3 protein-coding genes are annotated in these 22,587 nt (G+C 74.4%); all 3 read right to left on the bottom strand.

The annotated features are described in order from the left end of the window. Position 1: 1 nt before the first annotated feature. From GQ466_RS16150 to GQ466_RS16140, 3 genes are read right to left on the bottom strand one after another with little or no spacing between them, the layout of a single operon-like run. Positions 2-1,480 (bottom strand): tryptophan 7-halogenase, encoded by a 1,479-nt coding sequence (locus GQ466_RS16150; protein WP_161103641.1) that lies wholly within the window; start codon positions 1,478-1,480, stop codon positions 2-4. Beyond that, positions 1,473-10,667: a non-ribosomal peptide synthetase gene (locus tag GQ466_RS16145; RefSeq protein ID WP_161103640.1), complete on the bottom strand. Its 9,195-nt coding sequence runs from the start codon at positions 10,665-10,667 to the stop codon at positions 1,473-1,475. The genes GQ466_RS16150 and GQ466_RS16145 overlap by 8 nt, the downstream gene beginning before the upstream one ends. Continuing rightward, positions 10,667-22,510 (bottom strand): non-ribosomal peptide synthetase, encoded by an 11,844-nt coding sequence (locus GQ466_RS16140; protein WP_161103639.1) that lies wholly within the window; start codon positions 22,508-22,510, stop codon positions 10,667-10,669. The genes GQ466_RS16145 and GQ466_RS16140 overlap by 1 nt, the downstream gene beginning before the upstream one ends. Positions 22,511-22,587: the final 77 nt, after the last annotated feature.

Raw genomic sequence — 22,587 nt, 5'->3', positions numbered from 1 at the left:
CTCATTTGCCCGGCCGCCAGAGCAGCCCGTCGGCGGACGGGACGAGCCCGCCGTCGAACAGCGGCGTCTCCTCCTCGGCGTCCTCGCCGAGCATCGCCTGCAGCTGGACCTTCGAGCCCTCGACCATCGCGTCCCGGACGACCGGGGAGTTCATCATCGGCACCCAGCCGCCGTCCCCGCCGGCCGAGCCGACCGCGGAGCCGAACTCCGTCGACTGCTGCTCCAGCCGCTTCATGAGCGTCTCGGCGTCGCCGAGGGCGGCCTCGCCGGACGAGACGCCGCCGACCAGCTCCACGAACGCCTCCAGCTCAGGCCGGGCGCTCTGGGTGAGCTGCTTGGCCGCCCAGAAGTACGAACCCTCGGCCTGGTGCGTCTGGTAGAAGGACATCAGGAACTCGTAGAACACCCCGTACTCGCGCCGGTACCGCGCCTCGAACTCGCGCAGGGCCGTCTCCTCGTCCAGGACGCCGGCCAGCACGCTGTTGATCGACCGGGCGGCGAGCAGGGCGCTGTAGGTGGCCAGGTGCACCCCGGACGAGAAGACCGGGTCCACGAAGCAGGCCGCGTCCCCGATGAGGATGAGCCCCGGCCGCCAGAACTCCGTCTGGTGGTACGAGTAGTCCTTGCGGACGCGGATCTCGCCGTACTGGCCGGTCGTCACCCGCTCCGCCGGGGCCAGGAAGTCCGCGATCATCGGGCACTCGGCGATCAGGTCGTTCAGCGCCTTCTCCGGGTCGCCCTGGACCTTCTCGGCCATGTCCCGGCGCACCACCGCGCCGACGCTGGTCAGCGAGTCGCTCAGCGGGATGTACCAGAACCAGCCGCTCTCGAACGCGACGCAGAGGATGTTGTAGCGCGTCGGCTCGGGCAGCCGCTTGCCCCCGGTGAAGTAGCCGAACAGCGCGAGGTTCCGGAAGAACTCCGAGTACTCGCGCTTGCCGCCCACCTTGTCGTGGAGCCTGCTCTTGTTGCCGGACGCGTCGACCACGTACTTCGCCGTCGCCGTCCGCTCCGCGCCCTGGTCGTCGGTGTACCGGACGCCGGTGACGCGGTCGCCGTCCTCCAGCAGGTCCAGGACCGCGCAGCCCTCCTGGACGCGCGCGCCCTGCGTCCGGGCGTTGTCCAGCAGGATCTGGTCGAACTTCGACCGCTCGACCTGGTAGGCGGTCGACGTCGGCCCCGCCATCTGCGGGGACACCGCGAACGCGAACGTCCACGGCTCCGGGTTCGCGCCCCAGCGGAACGTCCCGCCCTTCTTCAGCGGGAAGCCGGCCTTCGCCAGCTCGTCCGCCGCGCCCGTCAGGCGGCAGACGCCGTGGATGGTCGACGGCAGCAGCGACTCGCCGATCTGGTACCGCGGGAAGTGCTCCTTCTCCAGGACCAGCACCGAGTGCCCCTGCTTGGCGACCAGCGCGGCCAGCGTGGAACCGCCGGGCCCGCCACCGACCACGATGACGTCGAACTCGTCGGCACTACTCACGTTCGGCCTCTTTCTCTTGGGTTCCCGAAAGGTCCTGCTGCGTGGGGTTCTCGCCCGGTTCGGAGCGCAGGCGGTCCAGGTCCCGGTCCGGATGCCGGACCGCCCGGTCGAGCAGGAGCGTGTAGTCGCGGGCCAGCCGTTCGGCCGTGGCCCGCGCGAACAGGTCGGTGCTGTACTCCAGGTGGCCCAGCAGACCCGCGCCGGTCTCGCGCAGCGACAGGCTCAGGTCGAACCGCGCGGTCCCGGACCCGCCGGGCAGCAGCTCGACGTCCAGGCCGCCGGTGTCCGGTTGCTGCGCGCCGTCGCCGGGCGTCGCCGCCAGGTTGAACATCGCCGGGAACAGCGGCGGACGGGACGGGTCCGGATCCGGCACGAGGTCCCGCGCCAGGTCCTCGAACGGCAGGTCGCGGTGCGCCTGCGCCTCGGCCACCGTCGTCGCGGTCGCCGCGAGGACGTCGGCGAAGGACGTCCCGGGGGCGACGCCGATCCGCAGCACCAGCGCGTTGACGAAGTAGCCGACGAGTTCGTCCAGCTCCGGCGCGGGCCGGTTGGTCACCGGCGAGCCGATCGCCAGCTCCAGATCGTCGGACCGGCCGCCGAGCAGCACGGCGTAGGCCGCGAGCAGGGTCGTGTACGGCGAGACCTTGCGCTCCGCGCCGAACGCGCGCACCCGGTCGGCCAGCTCGCCGGGGACGGTGAACTCGACCGCCGCGCCCTGGAACGTCCGCACCGGGGGACGCGGGTAGTCGGTGCGCAGCGACGGCCGCTCCGGCAGCCCCGCGAGCCGGGTGCGCCAGTAGTCGCGCTGCCGGTCGAGGACGGCGCCGTCGACCACGCTGCGCTGCCAGACCGCGTAGTCGGCGTACTGGAGCGGCAGCGGCTTGAGCAGCGGTTCCCGGCCGTCGCTCAGCTCCCGGTAGGCCGTCAGCAGCTCGGCCAGCAGGATGCCGGTCGACCAGCCGTCGAAGATCCCCCAGGGCCGGGTGAGCACCAGGACGTGGTCCTCGTCGGCGAGGGTCGCCAGGTGGGCGCGGAGCATGTGCCGGTCGGCCGGCGCGAACGGGCGCAGCCGCTCCGCCTGCGCCCATTCGTCGAACGCGGCGTCCCCGGGGATCGCGACGGGGACGACCTCGAACCCGTCCGCGCCGTTCACCCGCTGGACGGTGACCCCGTCCCGCCGCACGTAACTCGTCCGCAGGATCGCGTGCCGTTCCACGAGGACGCGCACCGAACCGGCGCAGGCCGCCGGGTCGAGCGGGCCGCGCAGGCGCAGGGCGATCTGCACGTTGTCGTGGGCGGCGCCGAGGTGGTCGGGACCGCGCAGGAACCACAGGTCGCGCTGCGCGGTGGACAGCGGCGCCTCCGTCCCCTCCGCCGCCGGGGCGTCCGGCACCAGGTCGGGGGGCGAGTCCGGCGCCGCGCCTCCCAGCGCCTCCGCGAGCACGGCGGCCATGTCCCCGATCGTCGGGGCGGCGAGGATCAGTTCGAGCGGCAGCTCGGCGCCCGTCGTCTTCTTGACCCGCAGGTTGAGGCGGGTCGCCAGCAGCGAGTGCCCGCCGAGGTTGAAGAAGTTGTCCTGGACGCCGACCCGCTCGATCTCCAGGACCCCGGCGACGAGCCGGCACATCGTGCGCTCCGCCTCGGTGCGCGGCGCGACGTACACCTCCTTGGCGACGTCCTGCTCGTCGGGGGCCGGGAGCGCGCGCTTGTCGACCTTGCCCTGCGCGGTGACGGGCAGCTCCTCCAGCACGACGAACGCGCTCGGGACCATGTAGTCGGGCAGCCGCGCGCCGAGGTGGTCCCGCAGCTCCCGCACCAGCCCGCCGCCGAGCAGTCCGGCCTGCGGGACGTTCGCCGGGCGCGCGTTCCGGTAGGGCGCACGGGCGCGGACGGGCGGCAGTCCGCCCCGGCCGAGCACGAGGTCCAGCCCGTCCGGCCGGTCCTGCGACCAGGTGGCCGCCACCTCGTACCCCAGCTCCTCGGCGCGGGCCAGCGCGGCTTCCAGCTCCGCGACCCGCCGCCGGGCGTCCGCCGACAGCCGGTCGCCGCCGGGCAGCGGCTCCACCTGCCGGGACGGCGCGAGGGCCGTCAGCGACGCCTCGACGCGGACGTCGTCGGCGATGCGCGGGTTGGTCAGGCCGACGACGCCGAACCGGTCGGGCGCGCCGGATTCGAGCAGCGCCACCAGGTCGGCCGGTTCGGCGACGTCCAGCCACGGATGGTCGCCGACCGGAACGGACGGGCCCTTGGTCAGCACGACGTCGTAGCGGTAGGACAGCATCTCGTTGCCGCCGAGGCCGCGCTTGACCAGGACGTCCACGGAACCGAGCCCGTCGAACCGGCCGGGCAGCCCCGTGAAGTAGGCCGGGCTCACCAAAAGCTCGGTCTCCTGCCTGCGGCGCCGCTGCACCTGCGCCGCCAGCGCGCCGGCGGTGCTCGGGACGCCCGCCCGGCTGCGTTCGACGGCGCAGACGTGGGCGGAGAACAGGTCGAGGTTGCGGACGTCGCCGAGCAGGACCCGGCCGCCGTCCGCGACGAGGGGCAGGATCCGCGTCAGCACCTCGTCGAGGTAGGCGCGGCTCGGGAAGTACTGGACGACGGAGTTGAGCACCACCACGTCGAAGGGCGCCTCGCCCGCCAGTTCGGCCACCGCCAGGGCGTCGCCCTGCCGGAGCGTCACGTGGTCCCAGCCGCGCCGTTCGGCCCCCCGGCGCACGTCGGCCAGGGCCTCGCCGGAGATGTCCATGCCGTGGACGGACGCGCAGTCCCCCGCGTACCGGAACAGCAGCAGGCCCGTCCCGCAGCCGACCTCCAGGATCCGCTTCGGGCGGAGGCCGGCGATGCGCGCGACCGTGCCGTCGATCCACTCGCGCATCTCGGCCTCGGGGATCGGCTCGCCGGTGTAGCTGCTCTCCCAGCCCGCGAGGTTCAGGTCGTCGGGCGTCTCCTCCTCGGTGCGGGAGTACTGCTCCTCGAACAGGCGCCGCCACTGGCCGAGGTGCTCGGCGACCTGGGCCTCGGCCGCCGCGTCCAGCCACTCTTCGGTGGGGCTCAGGTAGGCGTTCAGCGTGTGGACCTCGCCCGCCGTCCGCGGCACGACCACCGCGCTGTGCACGGACGGATGGGCCTGGAGGACGGTCTCGATCTCGCCGGGCTCGACCCGGAACCCGCGGACCTTCACCTGGTCGTCGGCGCGACCGCGGAACTCCAGCGTCCCGTCGGGGAGCCTGCGCACCAGGTCGCCCGTCCGGTAGAGGCGCCCGCCGGGGTCGTCGCCGAACGGGTCGGGGACGAACCGCGCGGCCGTCAGCGCCGGGTCGCCGAGGTAGCCGCGCGCCACGCCCGCGCCGCCGAGGCACAGCTCGCCGATCACGCCGTCCGGGACGAGCCGCCCCGCCTCGTCGGTGACGTACGCGGTGGTGTGGGGGATCGGGCGGCCGATGGGGATCCGCGCGTCGTCGGCGATGTCGCGGGGGATCACGTGGTAGGTCGAGGCGATGCTGTTCTCGGTCGGGCCGTAGCCGTTGACGACGGTCAGGTCCGGGTGCTCCGCGCACAGGCGGCGGACGTCGCGGGCGGAGAAGGTGTCGCCGACCACGGCCAGGTAGCGCAGCGGCAGGTCCCGGCCCGTCGCGGCGGCCACGAAGTCCGGCAGGAGCGCCGCCGAGAGCAGCATCGTCGTGACGCCCGTCCGCCCGGCGACGTCGAGCAACTGGGCGGGGTCCTTGGAGTCGCCGTCGTGCAGGACCAGGACGCCGCCCGCCAGCAGCGGGGTCAGCACCTCCTGCGGTCCCGCGTCGAACGAGATGGACGAGTGGTGCATGACCACGGTGTCCTCGTCCGCCGCGAAGTAGTCCGGGTTGCGGACGAGCCGCGCCACCCCGCGCTGCTCCACCAGGACGCCCTTCGGCCTGCCGGTGGAGCCCGAGGTGAAGATGACGTAGGCGAGGTGCGCGGGGGTCGCGCCGACGTCGGACGGGTCGTCCTCGGGCATTCCGGCGAGTTCGTGCGCGGCGGTGTCGAGGTGGATCACCTCGTCCACGCCGTCGAGCAGGCCGTCGCGCAGGGTCGACTGCCCGAGGACGACGCGCACGCCGGAGCCGTCGAGGATGGCGCGGACGCGCTGCTCGGGGTAGCCGGGGTCGATCGGGACGTACGCGCCGCCCGCCTTGAGGACGCCGAGCAGGCCGGTCACCAGGTCGGGGGACCGGTCGGCGCAGAGCCCGACGAGCACGTCCGGGCCGACGCCGGACGCCCGCAGCCGGTGGGCCACCCGGTTCGCGTCCCGGTTCAGCTCGGCGTAGGTCAGCGTCCGGTCGCCGCAGCGCACCGCGACCGCGTCGGGCCGCCGGGCCGCCTGCCGCTCGAACAGCTCGGCGAGGGAGGCGTCCTGCTCGTAGGGGTGAGTCTTTCCCCGCCCGTCCGCGACGAGACGCTGCCGCTCGTGCGCGGGCAGCACGTCGACGTCGAGCGCGCGGGTGCCGTGCCCGTCGTCGGCGGCGAGCGCGTCCACGATCCCGGCGAGGGCCGTCTCAACGTAGGTCAGCAGCGCCTCGGGCTCCACGCCCTCCTCGATCTGGACGGTCAGCGACATCTCGTCGCCGAGGTCGTCCAGGGACATGCCCATCGGGTAGTTCGTGCGGTCCACGAATACGACCGAGCCGATCCCGAGCGCTTCCAGCGACGGCACCGCGGACGCCTCGTCCGGCGCGTCGAAGTGGCGGAAGTTGATGGCGGCGCTGAACAGCGGCGTGTCGCTCTCGAGGCCGCTGCACCGCTGGGCGAGGCTCAGCGAGGACTGCTCGCGGACGATCAGCTCGCGCAGCCCGGTGGCCACCTCGTCCACCAGGTCCCGGACGGTCCGGTCGGCGAGCCGCACCCGCAGCGGGAGCGTGTTGATGAAGTTGCCCAGCATCCGTTCGATGCCGGGCACCGCCGCGAGGCGTCCCGACATCACGGTGCCGAACACGACGTCGTCCCGGCCGCCGGCCGCCGCGATGACGCGGGCGCACGCCGCGTGGTACAGCCACGCCGGGCTGAGGCCGAGCCGTCCGGACTCGGCCCGCAGCCGCCGGGTCAGCTCGGGGGACAGCGCGCGGCGCGGCTTGCGGGTGCGGCGGCCGTCGCCGCGCACGTTGGTCAGGCCGAACGGCACGGTCGGCTCGGTGACGTCGCCGAGGACGTCCCGGAAGTACGCCTCCGCGTCGCCCGTCCGCAGGTTGTGCAGGGTGTGGGCGACGAAGTCCCGGTAGGCGGGCGCCGGGCCGATCAGGTCGTCCCGGCCCGCCATGTGGGCCGCGAGTTCGTCGACGATCAGGCGCAGCGACGTCGCGTCCTCGATGAGGTGGTGGAAGTTGACCACCAGGAAGCGCCGTCCCGAGACCGGGTCGGGGACGAGGCGGACCTTCAGCATCGGCGGCCGGTCCGGCGGCAGGACGGCCGGGTCGGCGAGCAGCGCGCGGGCGTGCGCCTCGGCGTCCCCCACGGGCTCGATCCGCTCCACCGGCAGCGTCGCCGACCGGTACACGACCTGCACCGGCTCCGGGAGCCCGGCGGTGAGCACGGCCGTCCGCATCACGTCGTGGCGGTCGATGAGCGTCTGGAGCGCGTCCAGGAAGGCCGCGCACGCCGCCTCGTCGTCCGCGACGAACATGCCCGACATGACGTACGGGTCGTTCTCCGGGTCCATCAGGTGGTGGAACAGGATGCCGTCCTGCGAGGGCACCAGCGGATAGACGTCCTGGATGTTGGGCGCCCCGCCGGGGACGTGCGCCGCGATCGCGTCCAGGTACTCCTGGTCCAGCGCGACCAGCGGCAGCAGGTCGGGCGTCAGCCGCTCGCAGCCGTCGGGGACGAGGTTCGGCGGGACGACGGCCGCGCGTCCGGCCGGGGCGCCGTCGCCCGCGTCGATCAGGGCCGCGAGCGCCGCCAGGGTCGGGACGCTGAACAGGTCCCGCACGGTGAGGCCGGTGAGACCCTGCTCCCGCAGCCGGGCGGCGAGGACGGTGACGAGCAGCGAGTGCCCGCCGAGCGCGAAGAAGTTGTCCGCGACGCCGATCTGCCCGGCCGGGAACCCGAGCAGGTCGGCCCAGATGGCGGCGAGCGCCCGCTCGGTCGGGGTCGACGGCGCGACGTGCTCCCGTTCCTCCCGGTAGGAACCGATGTCGGGGACGGGCAGCGCGGCCGTGTCGAGCTTCCCGTTGGTGGTCAGCGGCAGCCGGTCCAGCAGGACGTAGGACGCGGGCCGCATGTAGTCGGGCAGCGACCGGCGCGCGAGGTCGTCCAGCTCCGCGCGCAGCCCCTCTGCGGCCTCGGCGGCGGGCACCACGTAGGCGACGAGCTGCCGCACGCCCGGCCGGTCCTCGCGGACCACGACCGCGCACCCGCCGACGCCGGGGTGGCGCCGCAGGGACGCCGAGATCTCGCCCGGCTCGATCCGGAAGCCGCGGATCTTCACCTGGTCGTCGTTGCGGCCGACGAACTCCAGCGACCCGTCGGCCCGGCGGCGGGCGAGGTCCCCGGTGCGGTACATCCGGGCGCCCGGGCGGAACGGGTCGTCCAGGAAGCGTTCGGCGGTCAGCTCCGGCCGGTTCAGGTAGCCGCGGGCCACGCCCGCGCCGCCCACGAACATCTCGCCGACGGCGCCCGGCGGCACCGGCGCGCCGTGGCCGTCGAGCACGTACACGTGCAGGTCGGGCAGGGGCGCGCCGATCGGGCTCGCGGAGCGCTCCGCGTCGGCCTCCGTGACGACCCGGCTGGTGACGTGCACGGTCGTCTCGGTGATGCCGTACATGTTCACCAAGGTCGTTGCGCGGTTGATGGGACGCGCGAACCAGGGGCGCAGCGCGGCAGTGTCCAGGGCCTCGCCGCCGAACACGACCGTCCGCAGCTTGTGCGGGCGGCCGTCGTCGCCCTGCGCGGCGGTGAGCTGGGCGAACGCGCTCGGCGTCTGGTTCAGGACGGTCACGCCCTCGGCGCGCAGCAGCGCGTAGAAGTCGGCGGCGCTGCGCGCGACCTCGTGCGGGACCACGACCAGCCGGCCGCCGTACAGCAGCGCGCCCCACATTTCCCAGACGGTGAAGTCGAACGCGAACGAGTGGAACAGCGTCCAGACGTCGTCTTTCCCGAAGCGGAACTGGTCCTCGGTGACGGTGAACAGCCGGGACGCCTGCCGGTGCTCGACCACCACGCCCTTCGGACGGCCCGTGGACCCGGACGTGTAGATCACGTAGGCGCTGTCGGACGCCGAGGCTCCGGGAAGCGGTTCCAGGTTCCCGTCCGGGCCGTCCCACGTCCCGGCCTCGACGTCGACCACGGTGACGTCGCCGACGTCCAGCCCGGCGGGCATGCCGCCCGCGACCAGCAGGACCTTCGGGGCGGAGTCCGTCAGGACGTGCCGGGCGCGCTCGGGCGGCGCCGCCGGGTCCAGCGGGACGTACGCGCCGCCCGCCTTCAGCACGGCCAGCGCGCACACGACCAGCCACTCGCTGCGCGGCAGGCACAGCGCCACCGGCGACTCGCGCTCGACGCCGAGCCCGCGCAGATGGCGGGCCAGCCGGTTCGCCCGCGCGTTCAGCTCGGCGTAGCTCAGCTCGCGGCCGTCGCACCGTACCGCCACCGCGTCGGCCCGGTCGCGCGCGACGTCCTCGAACCAGGCGTGCAGCGGCCGGGGAGGCGGCGCGGGGACGGCGGACGGCGCCGTCCACTCCCCGACGAGCCGGTCCGTCTCCGCCGCGTCCATCAGCTCCAGCCGGGAGACGCGCTCGCGCGGCCGGTCCGCGACGGCGGACAGGAGCGTGGTGAAGTGGCGGACGAAGCGCCGGATCGTCGCGCGGTCGTACAGGTCGGTGTTGTACTCGACCGCGCCCGTCAGGCCGTCGGGTGCCTCGCGCAGGTCCAGCGTGAGGTCGAACTTGGCGAGGTCGAAGGCGAAGTCGACCGGGTCGACCCGCAGGTCGCCGAGCCGCAGGTCGGGGTCCGCCTGGGCCTCTTGCAGGACGAGCACCGTCTGGAAGACCGGCGAGAGGCTGAGGCTCCGCTCGACCTGGAGGGCGTCCACGACGGCCTCGAACGGCACGTCCTGATGGTCGTAGGCGTGCAGGGCGGTCTGCTTCACCTGGGCGAGCAGGTCGGCGAACGTCGGGTCGCCCGCCAGGTCGTTGCGCATGACGAGCGTGTTGGCGAACAGGCCGATGAGCCCTTCGGTCTCGGCCCGGTTGCGGTTGGCCACGATGGTGCCGACGGCGATGTCCGTCCGCTGGGTGTAGCGGTGGAGCACGACGGAGTAGGCGGCCAGCAACGTCATGTAGAGGGTGGCGTCGTACCGTCCGCTCACCTGCCGGAGCCGTTCGAGCAGGTCGGCGGAGCACCGGAAGTGCTCCCGCGCGCCCGCGTGCCCCCGGACCGGCGGACGCGGACGGTCCGTCGGCAGCGTCAGCCCCGCCTCGGCCCCGGCGAGCCGGTCCTTCCAGTACTCGATCTGGCGGGTCTGGACGTCGCCGGTGAGCCATTGCCGCTGCCAGTGGGAGAAGTCCGCGTATTGCAGCGGCAGCGGGTCGAGCGCCGCGTCCCGGCCGTCGCGGGCCGCCTCGTACAGGGCGTTCAGCTCCCGGAACAGCACGCCGATCGACCAGCCGTCCGAGGCGATGTGGTGGATCGTCAGCACGAGCACGTGCTCGGTGTCGCTCCGCCGCAGCAGCAGCGCCCGGATCAGCGGGTCGCGGGCGAGGTCGAAGGGGTCCAGCGTCTCCCGGCGGCACAGCTCGGCGAGGTCGTCGGCGTCGGTCAGGTCCCGTTCGCGGACCGTGAAGTCGGACCCGTCGGCGACGCACTGGTACGGGACGCCGTCGCGGTCCTCGAACCGCGTGCGCAGCGCCTCGTGCCGGTCGACCAAGCCGGTCAGCGCGCGGCGCAGCGCGGCACGGTCGAGCTTGCCGTCCAGGCGGAGCGCGATCGGGACGTTGTACTGCGGGCTCGCCCCTTCGAGCTGGGCGAGGAACCAGAGCCGCTGCTGCGCGAACGACAGGGCGATCGGCTCGTCCCGGGGGACGCGCGGGATGAAGTCCAGCGCCGACACGTCGACGCCGCGCCTGCGCATGAGCGCGAGCACCGCGCTCTGCCGGTGCGCCGGCAGAGCCTGGAGTTTCCGGATCAGGTCGTGCCCACTGTCCGGCTGCGGTGTGCTCATCATCGCCTCTCTGCCTGGCTGTCGCTGTCGAGGAATGCGGTGTCGAGATCCAGGTCGCCGAGTTCCGCGTCGGTCAGGCTCTCGATGAGGCTGATGCTCTGGCTGAGCGCGTCCAGGTCCAGGTCGGGGTCCGGGCCGGACGTCTGGGACTCCACGACGGCCGCCAGGTCCGCCAGCCGGTGCGCGTCGAACACGGTCTGGACGCGCAGTTCGGCACCGGTCCGCTGCTTGACCATGTTGATCACGCGGGTGACCAGCAGGGAGTTGCCGCCGAGCGCGAAGAAGTCGCTCTCGGTGCTGAGCAGGGCCGGGTCGAGGTGGAGCAGGTCGGACCAGATCGCGGCGACGACGCGTTCGGCGTCGGTGCCGGGCGGCGTCTCGGGGCCGTCGGGCCGCCGCATCGCCTCGGGCTCGGGCAGCGCGCGCTGGTCGAGCTTCCCGTTGCCGGTCAGCGGCAGTTCGTGCAGCACCACGTACGCGGACGGCACCATGTACGGCGGCAGCGCCACGCGCAGGGCGGCGTCCAGCTCCGCCCGCAGGATCTGGTCGTCCGTCCACCGGGGCAGGCTGGTCGGACGCGGCGGCGGCGCGGCGCAGCCGGTGCGGCGGGCGTAAACGGTGTACCGGTCCGGGGCGTCGGCGTCGGGCTCGCTCGCGGCGTCGAAGCCGTGCTCCTTCAGCAGGGCCAGGACGGCGTCGTGGCGTCCCCCGTCGTCGCGGAGCCCGACGACCAGCCGTTCGACCACCGGCCCGGCCGACGCGACGGCGGAGCAGAGCACGTCGTGCCCGACGCGTTCGGCGTCCGCCAGGAGCAGGTCGATCCGGTCGGTTCCGGGCAGCTCCGCGCTGTCGAGGATCCCGACGTTCAGGCCGTACAGGGCGGCGTTGCGGCGGAGCGCGTCGCGGGCCTCCGGGTCGGGCTCGTAGGCGTGCACCGTGCCGTCCGGGCAGTGCAGCCCGGCGAAGAGAGCGCCGAGCCCGGAACCGGCGCCGAGGTCCACGACGCGGGCGTCCTCGGCGAGGGTGATGCCGTGGCGCAGCAGGTTCGCGTCGGTGAAGACCTTTTCCGAGCGGGTGTCGGCGCCGCGCTGGAACACCGGCAGGCCGTTGGGCAGTTCGCGCAGGTGCTCCAGCGCGTCGGGGTCGGTGACGGCGAGGCGCCGCAGTTCGCGCACCGGCCGCGCCGTCCGCGCCGAGGGCACCACGTAGGCGACCAGGCGGCGGTCGTCGCCGTCGCCGCGCACGACGACGCGGCTGTCCTCCACGGCCGGGTGGTCGTTGAGGCGCGCGGAGATCTCGCCGAGTTCGATGCGGTAGCCGCGGATCTTCACCTGGTCGTCGTTGCGGCCGAGGAATTCCAGCGACCCGTCCGGGAGCCTGCGGCCGAGGTCGCCGGTGCGGTACATCCGGGCGTCCGGGCCGTCCCGGAACGGGTCGGGCAGGAAGCGCTCGGCGGTCAGCTCCGGCCGGTTCAGGTACCCGCGTCCCACGGCGCCGCCCGCGATGACCAGCTCGCCCACGCCGCCGGTCGGCATGGGACGGCCGTTGCGGTCCAGCACGTACACGCCCAGCCCGGGCATCGGCGTGCCTATCGGACGGGTGGTCAGCCGGGTCTCGGACTCCTCGACCTCGCGGTAGTTGGTGACCACCGTCGTCTCGGTGGTCCCCCACATGTTCACCAGGGTCGTTTCGGCGTTCATCGGTCGCTCGAACCAGGGACGCAGCGCGGTCGCGTCGAGCGGTTCGCCGCCGAGCACGACGGTGCGGACCCGGTGGGGGCGTCCGCTCTCGTCCTGCGCCTCGATGAGCTGTCCGAAGCCCGTCGGCGTCTGGCCGAGCACGGTCACGCCCTCGTCGCACAGCAGCTCGTAGAAGGCGCGGGGGCTGCGCGCCACGTCCCGGGTGACGACCACGAGCAGGCCGCCGTGCAGCAGCGCGCCCCACATCTCCCAGACGGTGAAGTCGAACGCGAACGAGTGGAACAGCGTCCAGACGTCGCCCCGGCGGTAGCCGAACCACTCCTGGGCGGCGAGGAAGAACCGCGTCACGTGGCGGTGCTCGATCATCACGCCCTTGGGGAGCCCGGTCGAGCCGGACGTGTAGATCACGTACGCCAGGTCGGCGGCCGACGACTCCGCTTCCAGGTCACCGTCCGGGTGGTCCGTCCACTCCCTTGTCTCGACGTCGACCACGGCGGTGGCGTCGCCGACCGCCAGGCCGTCCGGGACGCCGCCGGCGACCAGCACGACCTTCGGGGCGGAGTCGCGGAGCACGTGGCCCGTCCGCTCGGCGGGGGCCGACGGGTCCACCGGCACGTACGCGCCGCCCGCCTTCGCGACCGCCAGCGCGCCCACCACCAGCCACTCGCTGCGCGGCAGGCACAGCGCGACTCTGGCTTCGCGTCCCACTCCGAGGTCGCGCAGGTGGCGGGCCAGGCGGTTGGCCCGTGCGTTCAGCTCGGCGTAGCTCAGCTCGCGGCCGTCGCACCGGACCGCGACCGCTCCGCCGCGCTCGCGGGCCACGTCCTCGAACCAGCGGTGCAGGGGACGGTCCGCGTCGCCCGCGTCCGCCACGGGCGTCCAGCCGTGCTCGACCAGTTCGCGGTGGAGCATCGCGTCGGACGTCACGGGCAGGTCGAGGGCTTGCCGGTCGGTGCCTTCCGCCAGGGCGTCGAGCAGCGAGGCCAGCGCGGTTTCGAGGCAGTCGATGACCGCGTCCGCGCTCTGCGCCCGGTGGATCTGCGCGTCGATCTCGAACGCGTCCCCGTGGTCGTCGACGGAGACGGTCACCGGGAAGTTGTTGCGCTGGATCGCCTCCGACAGCGGGGTGACGCCGACGCGGGCGAGGAGGCGGTCGATCCGCTCGTCGTCCGGGAGCTGCCGGTAGTTGAAGATGACGTTGAACAGGGGCGCCTCGGGGCCGGCCAGCCCGCTGTGGCTCCGGGCCTCGCCGAGCGGGACCTGCTCGTGGCGGACGAGGCCGTGCATCTGTTCCTCGGCGCGCGCCACCAGGTCCCGCGCGTTCAGTCCGGTCAGGTCGAAGCGCATCGGCAGCGTGTTGATGAACGTGCCGATCATCCGCTCGACCCCGGCCGGTCCGCGCATCCGGCCCGACATCACCGTGCCGAACACGATGTCGTCCCGGTTCGCGCAGGCCGCGACGACCAGCGCCCAGCCCGCGTGGAACAGGACAGCGGGGCTGGTGTGCAGCTCGGCCGCCACGGCTCTCACGCGTCGGCCCAGCGGCTCCTTGAGCGGGCGGCGCACGTCGAGGACCTGCCGTCCGTCGCCGTGGACATCCTGGAGGCCGAAGACGACGGTCGGCTCGTCCACGTCGCCGAGCAGGCCGGAGAAGAACGTCGCGGGGTCGAGGTCGGCGCGCTGGCGCAGCGTGTGGGCCACGAAGTCGCGGTAGGGCGGCGGTTCCGGCAGGGTCGCGGCCCGTCCCTCGGCGTGGGCGACGATCTCGCCGAACAGCAGGCCGAGGGAGGACGCGTCGTGGATGACGTGGTGCAGGCTCATCGCCGCGTGCCACGTCCCGGTGTCCGGGTGCCGTCCGACCCGCAGGCGGATCAGCGGCGCGCGGTCGAGGCGGATCGGCGGGGCCTCGGCGAGCAGTTCTTCGAGCTGGTCCGTGGCGGGACGTCCCGGGGTCAGTTCGATTTCTTCGACGGGGAGTTCCACGTCGCGCAGCACGACCTGCAGCGGGCGGTCGAGGCCCGCCGACAGGACCACGGTCCTCAGCGCGTCGTGCCGGGCGGTCACGGCCGCGAGCGCCGCGACGAACCGGTCCAGCGCGGCGCGGTCGGCGAAGGCGAACAGGCCGGACGAGACGTACGGGTCGTGCAGCCCCTCCTTGCTGTACAGGAGGTACATGCCCTCCTGCATCGGGGCGAGCGGGTAGGCGTCCTGGACGTTCTCCGCTCCGCCGGGGACGGCCGCCGCGACCGTCGCCCGCTCGTCCTCGGTGACGGACATCAGCGGGGCGTCCGCTTCGCCGGGCGATGTCTCCGGTGCGGCGGCGTCGGCGATGGCCTTGATCGAGCGGGCGCGGAGGACGTCGACCGGGTCGCAGTGGACGCCCCGGTCCCGCAGCCGCACGCTCAGCCGGTGCGCGAGCAGGGAGTGGCCGCCGAGGGCGAGGAAGTCGTCGGCGGCGGTGATCTCGTCCGGGCGGTAGCCGAGCACGTCGGCGACGGCCGCCAGGACGACGTCCCGCACCCCGTCGGCCTCTACGGTTTCGGGAGTTTCGACGGTTTCGGGGGCTTCGGGGGGCGGGGTTCGGTGCAGCCAGTAGGCGTTCCTTCGGAAGACGGTTCCCGGCAGGGGCAGCAGGCGTCGGCCCGGCGTGTGCAGTTCGTCCCAGGGGATCGTTACGCCGCGCACCCACAGGTCGGCGAGCCGGTCCAGGTCGCGGTCGGCGGCCAGCGCGGCGAGGAACGCCTCGCCGCGCGCGCCGTCGAGCATCGCGACGAGGGGGGCGGCGGCATCGTCGGCGGCGTCGCCGGTGCGCGGGACCGGGCCGGCGAACGCGGCGTCCTGTTCGTCCCCGGCCAGGTAGCGGGCGAGGCCGTCCCGGAGTTCCGCCACCGAGGCTGCGACGACGGCTAGCCGCGCCGGCATCGCTTCGCGGCCCCGTTGCAGGGTCGAGGCGACGTCCGCGAGGTCTGCGGTGTGGTCGTTGAGGTAGTCGTCCAGGCGTCGAGCGGCCGTCCGCAACCGGTCGGTGTCGGGGGCGGACAGGACCACGAGCTGGGGCCTCGTGTCCCGCTCCGCCTCCCGCGCGATCTCCGGCGGCGCCTCGACCACGAGGCTGACGTGGCTGCCGCCCGCCGCCACCGAGTTGATCAGGGCGCGCCGGGCCGTGCCGGAACGTTCCGCCCACGGCGTCAGCCGCTCGCAGAGCGTCAGCGGGCCGCCGTCCAGGCCGAGGTTGGGGTTGGGCGCGCCGATCTCCGTGAGCGGCGGCAGTTCCCGGTGCCGGAACTGGAGCGCGACCTTGGTGAGCTGCGCGACGCCCGACGCCGCCTCGGGATGCCCGAGGTTGGACTTGACGCTCCCGACCGCCACCGGCTCGGCGGCACGCGCGAACACCGTGCGCAGCGCGCTCAGCTCGATCTCGTCGGACATCGCGGTGCCGTTGGCCGACGACTCGACGTACCCGATCGTCTCCGGCGCGACGCCCGCGTTCTCCAGCGCGCGGCGCATGACCGCCTCCTGGGCCTTGCGGCTCGGCGCCAGGAACCCGTTGCCCCGGCCGCTGTGGGCCGACGCGGTGCCCTTGATGACGGCGTGGATCGTGTCGCCGTCGCGCAGGGCGGCGTCGAGCGGCTTGAGCAGCACCGCGCCGACGGCCTCGGCGGGCAGATAACCGTCGCCGTCGCGGAAGCTGCGGCTGCCCGCATGGCTGCCGAGCAGCCGCATCTCGGCGAGGCCCCGGAACTTGTCGGGGTGCGCCGCCAGGTTCACGCCCCCGGCGACGGCCAGTTCGGTTTCACCGCGCGCCAGGTCGGCGCAGGCGAGATGGATGGCCACGGTCGAGGACGTGCACATGCTGTCGACGGCCAGGCTCGGGCCCTCCAGCCCGAAGAAGTGCGAGACGCGGTTGGCGATGAGGTTGTAGGACGCGGTGGAGGTGAGCGCGGCCAGCGCGGGGTTCTCGGCGTCCGCGCGGTACAGCTGGTAGGCGGCGCCGACGTAGACGCCGACCCTCCGCTCGTACCGCCGTTGCAGGACGTCCTGGGTGACGCCGCAGGTCTCCAGCAGTTCCCAGACGGTCTCCAGGAACAGCCGCTGCTGCGGGTCCATCACCTCCGCCTCGCGGGGGGCGACGCCGAACAAGGCGGCGTCGAACTTGTCGATCCCGTCGAGGAAGCCGCCGAGCGAACCGGCTCCGGCGCGGCCGTCCCAGCGTCCGGCGGGCGGACCGGTCACGCAGTCCCGGCCGTCGCGGAGGACGCCCCAGAGCGCGTCCGGGTCCGCGGCCTGCGGATAGCGGCCGGCCATGCCGATCACGGCGACGTCCCCGGTCCCGCTTCGAGCCGCCCGTCCCGACGCGGCCGGTGCGGGCTCAGCGCGGACGACGCCGGGTGACGCGGACTGGGTGGGCTCGACGCGGACGACGGCGGGCGGGGCGGGCTCGGCGACGGCGGGCGGGGCGGGCTCGCCCACAAGGGTCCGCAGCGCGGGCGCGTGCTCGGCGACGAGGTATCCGGCCAGGTCCCGGAGCGTCGGCCACTCGAACAGCAGCGTCCGGGCGAGCGGGCCGAAGGCCTCTTCCAGGGAGGTGACCGTCTCGACGGCGAGGACGGAGTCCATGCCGTACCGCTCCAGCGGCGCGTCCGGGTGGATGCGCTCCGGCGCGATCTTCAGCACCCCGGCGAGCACCCGGCGGAGATGGGCGATCGTCCGCTCCTCCAACGCGGCGGAGGCACTGGTCGGCGGCGGCGCGGGGGCGGGGGGTGCGGTGAGGCGAGAGAGTGTCGCGCGGGTGCCGGAGAAGACGATCGTGCCGCCTTCGGCCGTGGCGTCGGCGTCGCTCATGATCCGGTGCAGGGCGGCCAGGCCGCGCGGGGTGTCGAGCGGGATGACGCCGAGGGCCCGGAGCCGGTCGGCGACCGCCGCGTCCGTTCCCATGCCGCCGTCCGCCCACAGCGGCCAGCCGACGGACACGCTCCGGCCGGTGCGCTCGCCCGCCGCGACCAGGCGTTCGCGGTGCGCGGTGTAGGCGTCGAGGAAGGCGTTGGCGGCGGCGTAGTCGGCCTGGCCCGGGTTGCCGAAGGCGCCGCTCGCCGAGGAGAGGCAGAGCAGGAAGTCCAGCGGCTCGTCGCGGCTCAGCTCGTCCAGGTGGACGAGCCCGGCGACCTTCGGGGCGAGGACGCGGTCCAGCTCGGCGGCCGACTTCGCCACGATGAGCCGGTCGTCGGTGACCCCGGCGCCGTGGACGATCCCGGTCAGCGGCCCGTGGTCGGCGCGGACGCCGGCCAGCAGCCGTTCGGTCGCGGCCCGGTCGGCGACGTCCGCGCGCCGGTGCTCGACGGTCAGCCCGGCGGCGCGCAGCGCGTCGAGCGCGGCGGCCTGTTCGACGGTGAGCGCGGACCGGCCGACGAGGACCACCGTCGCGTGCCGGACCGAGGCGGCGACGTCGGCGGCGATGATCCGGCCGAGCGCGCCGGCGCCCCCGGTGACGAGGTAGACGCCGTTCTCACGCCACGGCGCCGCAACCGGGCCGTCCGCGCCGAGTTCGTCCAGGACGGCCGTGTACCGGCGGCCGTCGCGGTACCGCACCTCGGGCTCGGCGTCGTCGGCCAGCCGGGCGGCCACCTCGGCGGCGGACGCGCCGTCGAGGCAGTCGAGCAGCTGGGTGCGCAGGCGCGGGTCCTCGAGGGACGCCGTCCGCAGCAGGCCGGTGAGTCCGCGCAGCCAGCCGAGCCCGCCCGGTTGCGGTCCGGTGAGCACTACTTGCAGGAGCGCCGGGCGCGGCCCGCCGTCCCGCAGCATCTCCTGGACGACGGCGAAGGTCTCCCGGACGGCCTCGGCGTACCGATCGGCGACGCTCCCGTCGGCGAGGTCGAAGAACCGGCATGTGGCGTCCGGCGGCAGCGCGGCCCGGAGCGTGTCGCGCTCGGCGGGGGCGAGCGCGCCGAACACGACCACGGCGCGGGCGGCGACCGCGTCGCCCGGCCGAGGGGCCTCGCGGGCGACCCAGCGGCGGCGCAACAGCACCACCTCGCCGGGCCTGTCCGCGCCGACCGTGACCGGCCCGTCGAGATCGACCCAGCAGCGTTCGCGGGCGAACGGGTAGCCCGGCAGCGGGACCCGGCGCGGCGGCCCGCCCTTGCGCACGGTCTCCCACGGCACCGTGGCGCCCGCCGCCCACAGCCGGAGCAGCGGCCCGGCGTCGTCTCGGGACCACGCGTCGACGGCCGCGGCGAGTTCGGCCTCGTCGGTGGCGACGTCCCGGTGGACGGAGCCGCGCGCCCAGTCGCCCGGCCGTCCCGGCGCGTCGGCGAACCGGGTCAGCAGCGCGCGGGCCTCGGCGATCGAGCCCGCCGCGAACGCGAGTCGCTCCTCCCGGACGAGCCGGCCGGTCTGGAGCGTCCAGGCCACGCCGGGAAGGTCGTCCTCGGTCAGCTCCCCGAGCCGGGCCGCCAGCCGCCGCGCCTGCTCGGCGAGCTGCGCCTCGCTCATCGCCGAGAGTACGAAGACCTGCGGCCCGCCCGGCGCGGGCGGCGGCGCGGGCTGCGCGTACTCGGCGACGACGACGTGCGCGTTCGCGCCGCCCGCGCCGAAACTCGACACGCCCGCGACGCGCGGGGCCCCGGCGGGACGCGGCCACGGCGCGAGGTCCTGCTGCACCCGCAGCGGGGTCCCGTCGAGGCCGAGGCGCGGGTTCAGGGTGGCGGAGTGCAGGCTCGGCGCGAGCTGCCCGTGCCGCAGCTGGAGCAGCACCTTGGTGAGACCCGCGATGCCCGCCGCGCTCTCGGCGTGGCCGATGTTGGACTTGACCGAGCCGATGGCGCACTGCTCCGGCGCGCCGTCCAGGGCCCGGAACGCCTTCGCCAGCCCGGCGATCTCGATCGGGTCGCCGAGCGAGGTCCCGGTGCCGTGCGCCTCCAGGTAGCCGACCGTCCGGGGGTCGACCCCGGCGTCCTGGATCGCCGCGACGATGACCTCGCTCTGCGCGGCGGGGCTCGGCACCGAGTAGCCGGTGGTGCGTCCGCCGTGGTTGACGGCCGTCCCCTTGATGACGGCGTGGACGTGGTCGCCGTCGCGGACGGCCTGTGCCAGCGGCTTGAGCAGCACCGCCCCGACGCCCTCGCCCGGGACGTAGCCGTCGCCGCCCGCGCCGAAGCTGCGGCACCGGCCGTCCGCGGCCAGGTAGTCGCGCTGCCCGAGCAGCAGGTACTTGCCGGGGTGGGACGTGAGGTTCACGCCGCCCGCGAGCGCGGCCCCGCACTGTCCGCTGCGGATCGCCTCGCAGGCCAAGTGGAGCGCGGTGAGCGAGGACGAGCACATGGTGTCGACGGTCATGCTCGGCCCGGTGAACCCATAGAAATAGGACACCCGGTTGGCCACCGACGCCGCGCTGGCCGACAGCGCGACGGGCAGCCCCCGCTCCTGGGCCTGCGCGCCGTAGAGCTGGTAGTCCTGGTACATCACACCGGTGAAGACGCCGACCGTGCCGCTGGTGCGGGTCAGCAGGTCGCCGGTGTATCCGGCGTCCTCCAGGACGTGGTGCGCGCATTCGAGGAACAGGCGCTCGTGCGGGTCGAGGTACTCGGCCTCGCGCTGGGAGATCTGGAAGAAGACCGGGTCGAACAGGTCGATGCCGTCCAGGAACCCGCCCCAGTGGTCCTCGCCGCCGGGCCAGCGGTCGGCGCGCGTCACGCAGTCCCGGCCGGAGCGCAGGTTCTCCCAGAACGCCACCAGGTCGTCGGCCTGTGGATAACGTCCCGCGACGCCGACGATCGCGATGTCGCCGTCCTCCGGCGCGGGGACCTCGGCGGGCGCGGCCGGCAGGGCGCGGGTGGCGAGGCCCGCCAGGTCCGCCGTGACGCGGCCGGTCGCGTCGAAGACGGTGACGTCCAGCAGCGGTTGCCGCGTGTCCGGGCCGTGGCCGTCGCGGTAGCGCGTCCAGGCGAACGCGCGGGCCGGGGTGGGGCCGTGCACGTCGATCCGTCCGACCGAGAACGGCAGGGCGGGGGCGGCGCCCTGTGGACGCAGGCCCGCCGTCGCCTGGAGCGCGCCGTCCAGGATCGCGGGGTGCAGGACGCATCCCGGCAGCGGGTCCGCCTCGCTGGGCAGGCTCAGCTCGGCGAGCGCCTGAGGATGGCCGGCCGCGTCGGTGCCGGTGCGCAGCGCGGTCAGGGACCGCTGGGCGGGACCGTAGGCGAGCCCGGCGCGGGCGTGGCCGTCGTAGACCTGCGCCACCGGGATCTCTTCGGTGCAGGCTTCGCGGGCCGCCGCGAGGCTCGCCTGGTCGCCGCCCGCCGCGAGGCTCGCCCGGCCGAGGCAGCAGGGGGCGCCGTCGTCGCCGGTGATCTCGAACTCGACGCGTCCGGCCGTGCCGCGCACGGCGACCCGCAGGTTCAGGCCGTCCGGGCCGGACGCGGCGGGCCGCAGCCAGGCGACGTCCTCCAGCCGCACCGCGTCCCCGGGTCCCGCGCCGAGCGCGGCGGCCGTCGCGGAACGTGCCAGCTCCAGGTGGACGACTCCGGGCAGCAGCGCGCGTCCGCCCACCCGGTGGTCCCGCAGGAACCCTTCGCTTCCGTCGAACCGCGCCTCGTGCACGACGCCGTCGCCGCTCTCCGTCCCGGCCCGCAGCATCGGATGCGCCGGGGCGCCGGGCAGCGCGGCGGCCAGTCCACCGGGCGTCGAGTGCGCGCCCGTCGGGACGGCCGGGGCACCATGCGGCGTCGCCGCGTGGTCAGCCAGTCCACCGGGCGTGGAGTGCGCGGGCGTCGGGACGGCCTGGGGACCTTGCAGCGCGGCCACGTGGTCGGCCAGTCCGCCCAGGGTCGGGTGCGCGGCGAGCACGGCGGGGGTGACCGCGAGGCCGTAGCGGTCGTTCAGCCACGTCACGAGGGCGGACCCGGCGGCGAGGTCGAGACCGATCTCGGTCAGGTCGGCGGCCTCGTCCAGTTCCGCTTCCGGCAGGCTCAGCAGCGCGGCCAGTTCGCCGCGCAGCTCGGCCAGGACGCGGTTCCCGGTCGGCGCGTCGCCCCGGAGGGTCGCCACGTGCGCGGCCAGTTCCGCGATCGTCGTGTACTCGAAGATGACCGTCGGCGACAGGGCGAGGGACAGCCGGTCTTCGAGCGCGGCCACCACGCCGACGAGGTCGGCGGAGGCGAGTCCGAGCTGGTAGTAGCCGACGTGGGCGCTCACGTCGGCGGGCCGCGTCCCGATGCGGGACGCCACGAGACCGCGCAGCAGCTCGACCAGGTCCGTGTCGTCCGCGTCGGTCGCGGGGGCCGGGACGGCGGGGGCGGGGGCCGGCGCGCTCCGGGTCCGCAGCGCCGAACCGGCCCGTACCCGCTTGGCGACGAACCGGTCGAGCCGGGCCACCGGCCGGCCCTCGGCGTCGAAGAACGTCAGCGGCATCCGGATCAGCTCGTCGTCCCGGTGCACCGCGTCGGCCGGGACCTCGACGTAGCACCGGTCGCCCAGCGGAGCCGTCGCCCGGAACGACTCGAACGCGAGCGGGAGGTAGAGCCCGCCGGGCTCGTCGGCGCCGTCGTACAGCATCCCGGCGGCGACGCCCGCGCCCAGCAGCCCCGCCTCGAACAAGGCCGGGTGGAAGAGGAACCGGTGCGCGCCGGAGCGCTGGTCCTCGGTCAGGCGCACCTCGGCGACCCAGCTTCCGGGGGTGCGACGCACCGTTCCGGTGGGTTTCATCATTCCGGAGTGGACCAGGTCGTGCTCGCGGCACCAGGCGTAGATCTCGTCCATCGGGATGTCCGCGGGGGCGTCCGCCGGCAGGTCGAGCCGCCCCGGCAGCGGCCCGGCGGTGCTCGGCTCGGCCACCGCGGTCGCGTGCAGCACCTCGGCGGCACCGGCGGCACGGCCCCGCACCTCGACCCGCACTCCGCCCGCGGGTGCGGGACTCCCCGCCAGCGTGACGGTGACGGGCGCGCCGGGCCGGACGACCAGCGGTTCCAGGATCACCAGGCTGCGCAGCCCCGCCTCGGCGAGCGGAAGGCCGTTGCGGGCGAGAACCTCCAGCACGAGTTCCACGTGGCCGACCCCCGGCAGAAAGGGCTCGCCGTAGACGACGTGCCCTCCCACCAGCGGATTCTCAGCGGTGATCTTGAAGGTCTCAACGAACATCCGTGGATCGGTCATCGGGTCCTTCCCGGGACGGCGTGCCGGCGCCGTCGAATCGCTGGAGATCGCCCGTCAACGAACACGCAAAAGTAGAC

It is taken from the genome of Actinomadura rayongensis (assembly GCF_009831215.1).
GTDB classification, from domain to species: Bacteria; Actinomycetota; Actinomycetes; order Streptosporangiales; family Streptosporangiaceae; genus Spirillospora; species Spirillospora rayongensis.
The sequence above is the reverse complement of the archived record's forward strand: the minus strand, read 5'-3'. Positions and strand labels throughout refer to the sequence as shown.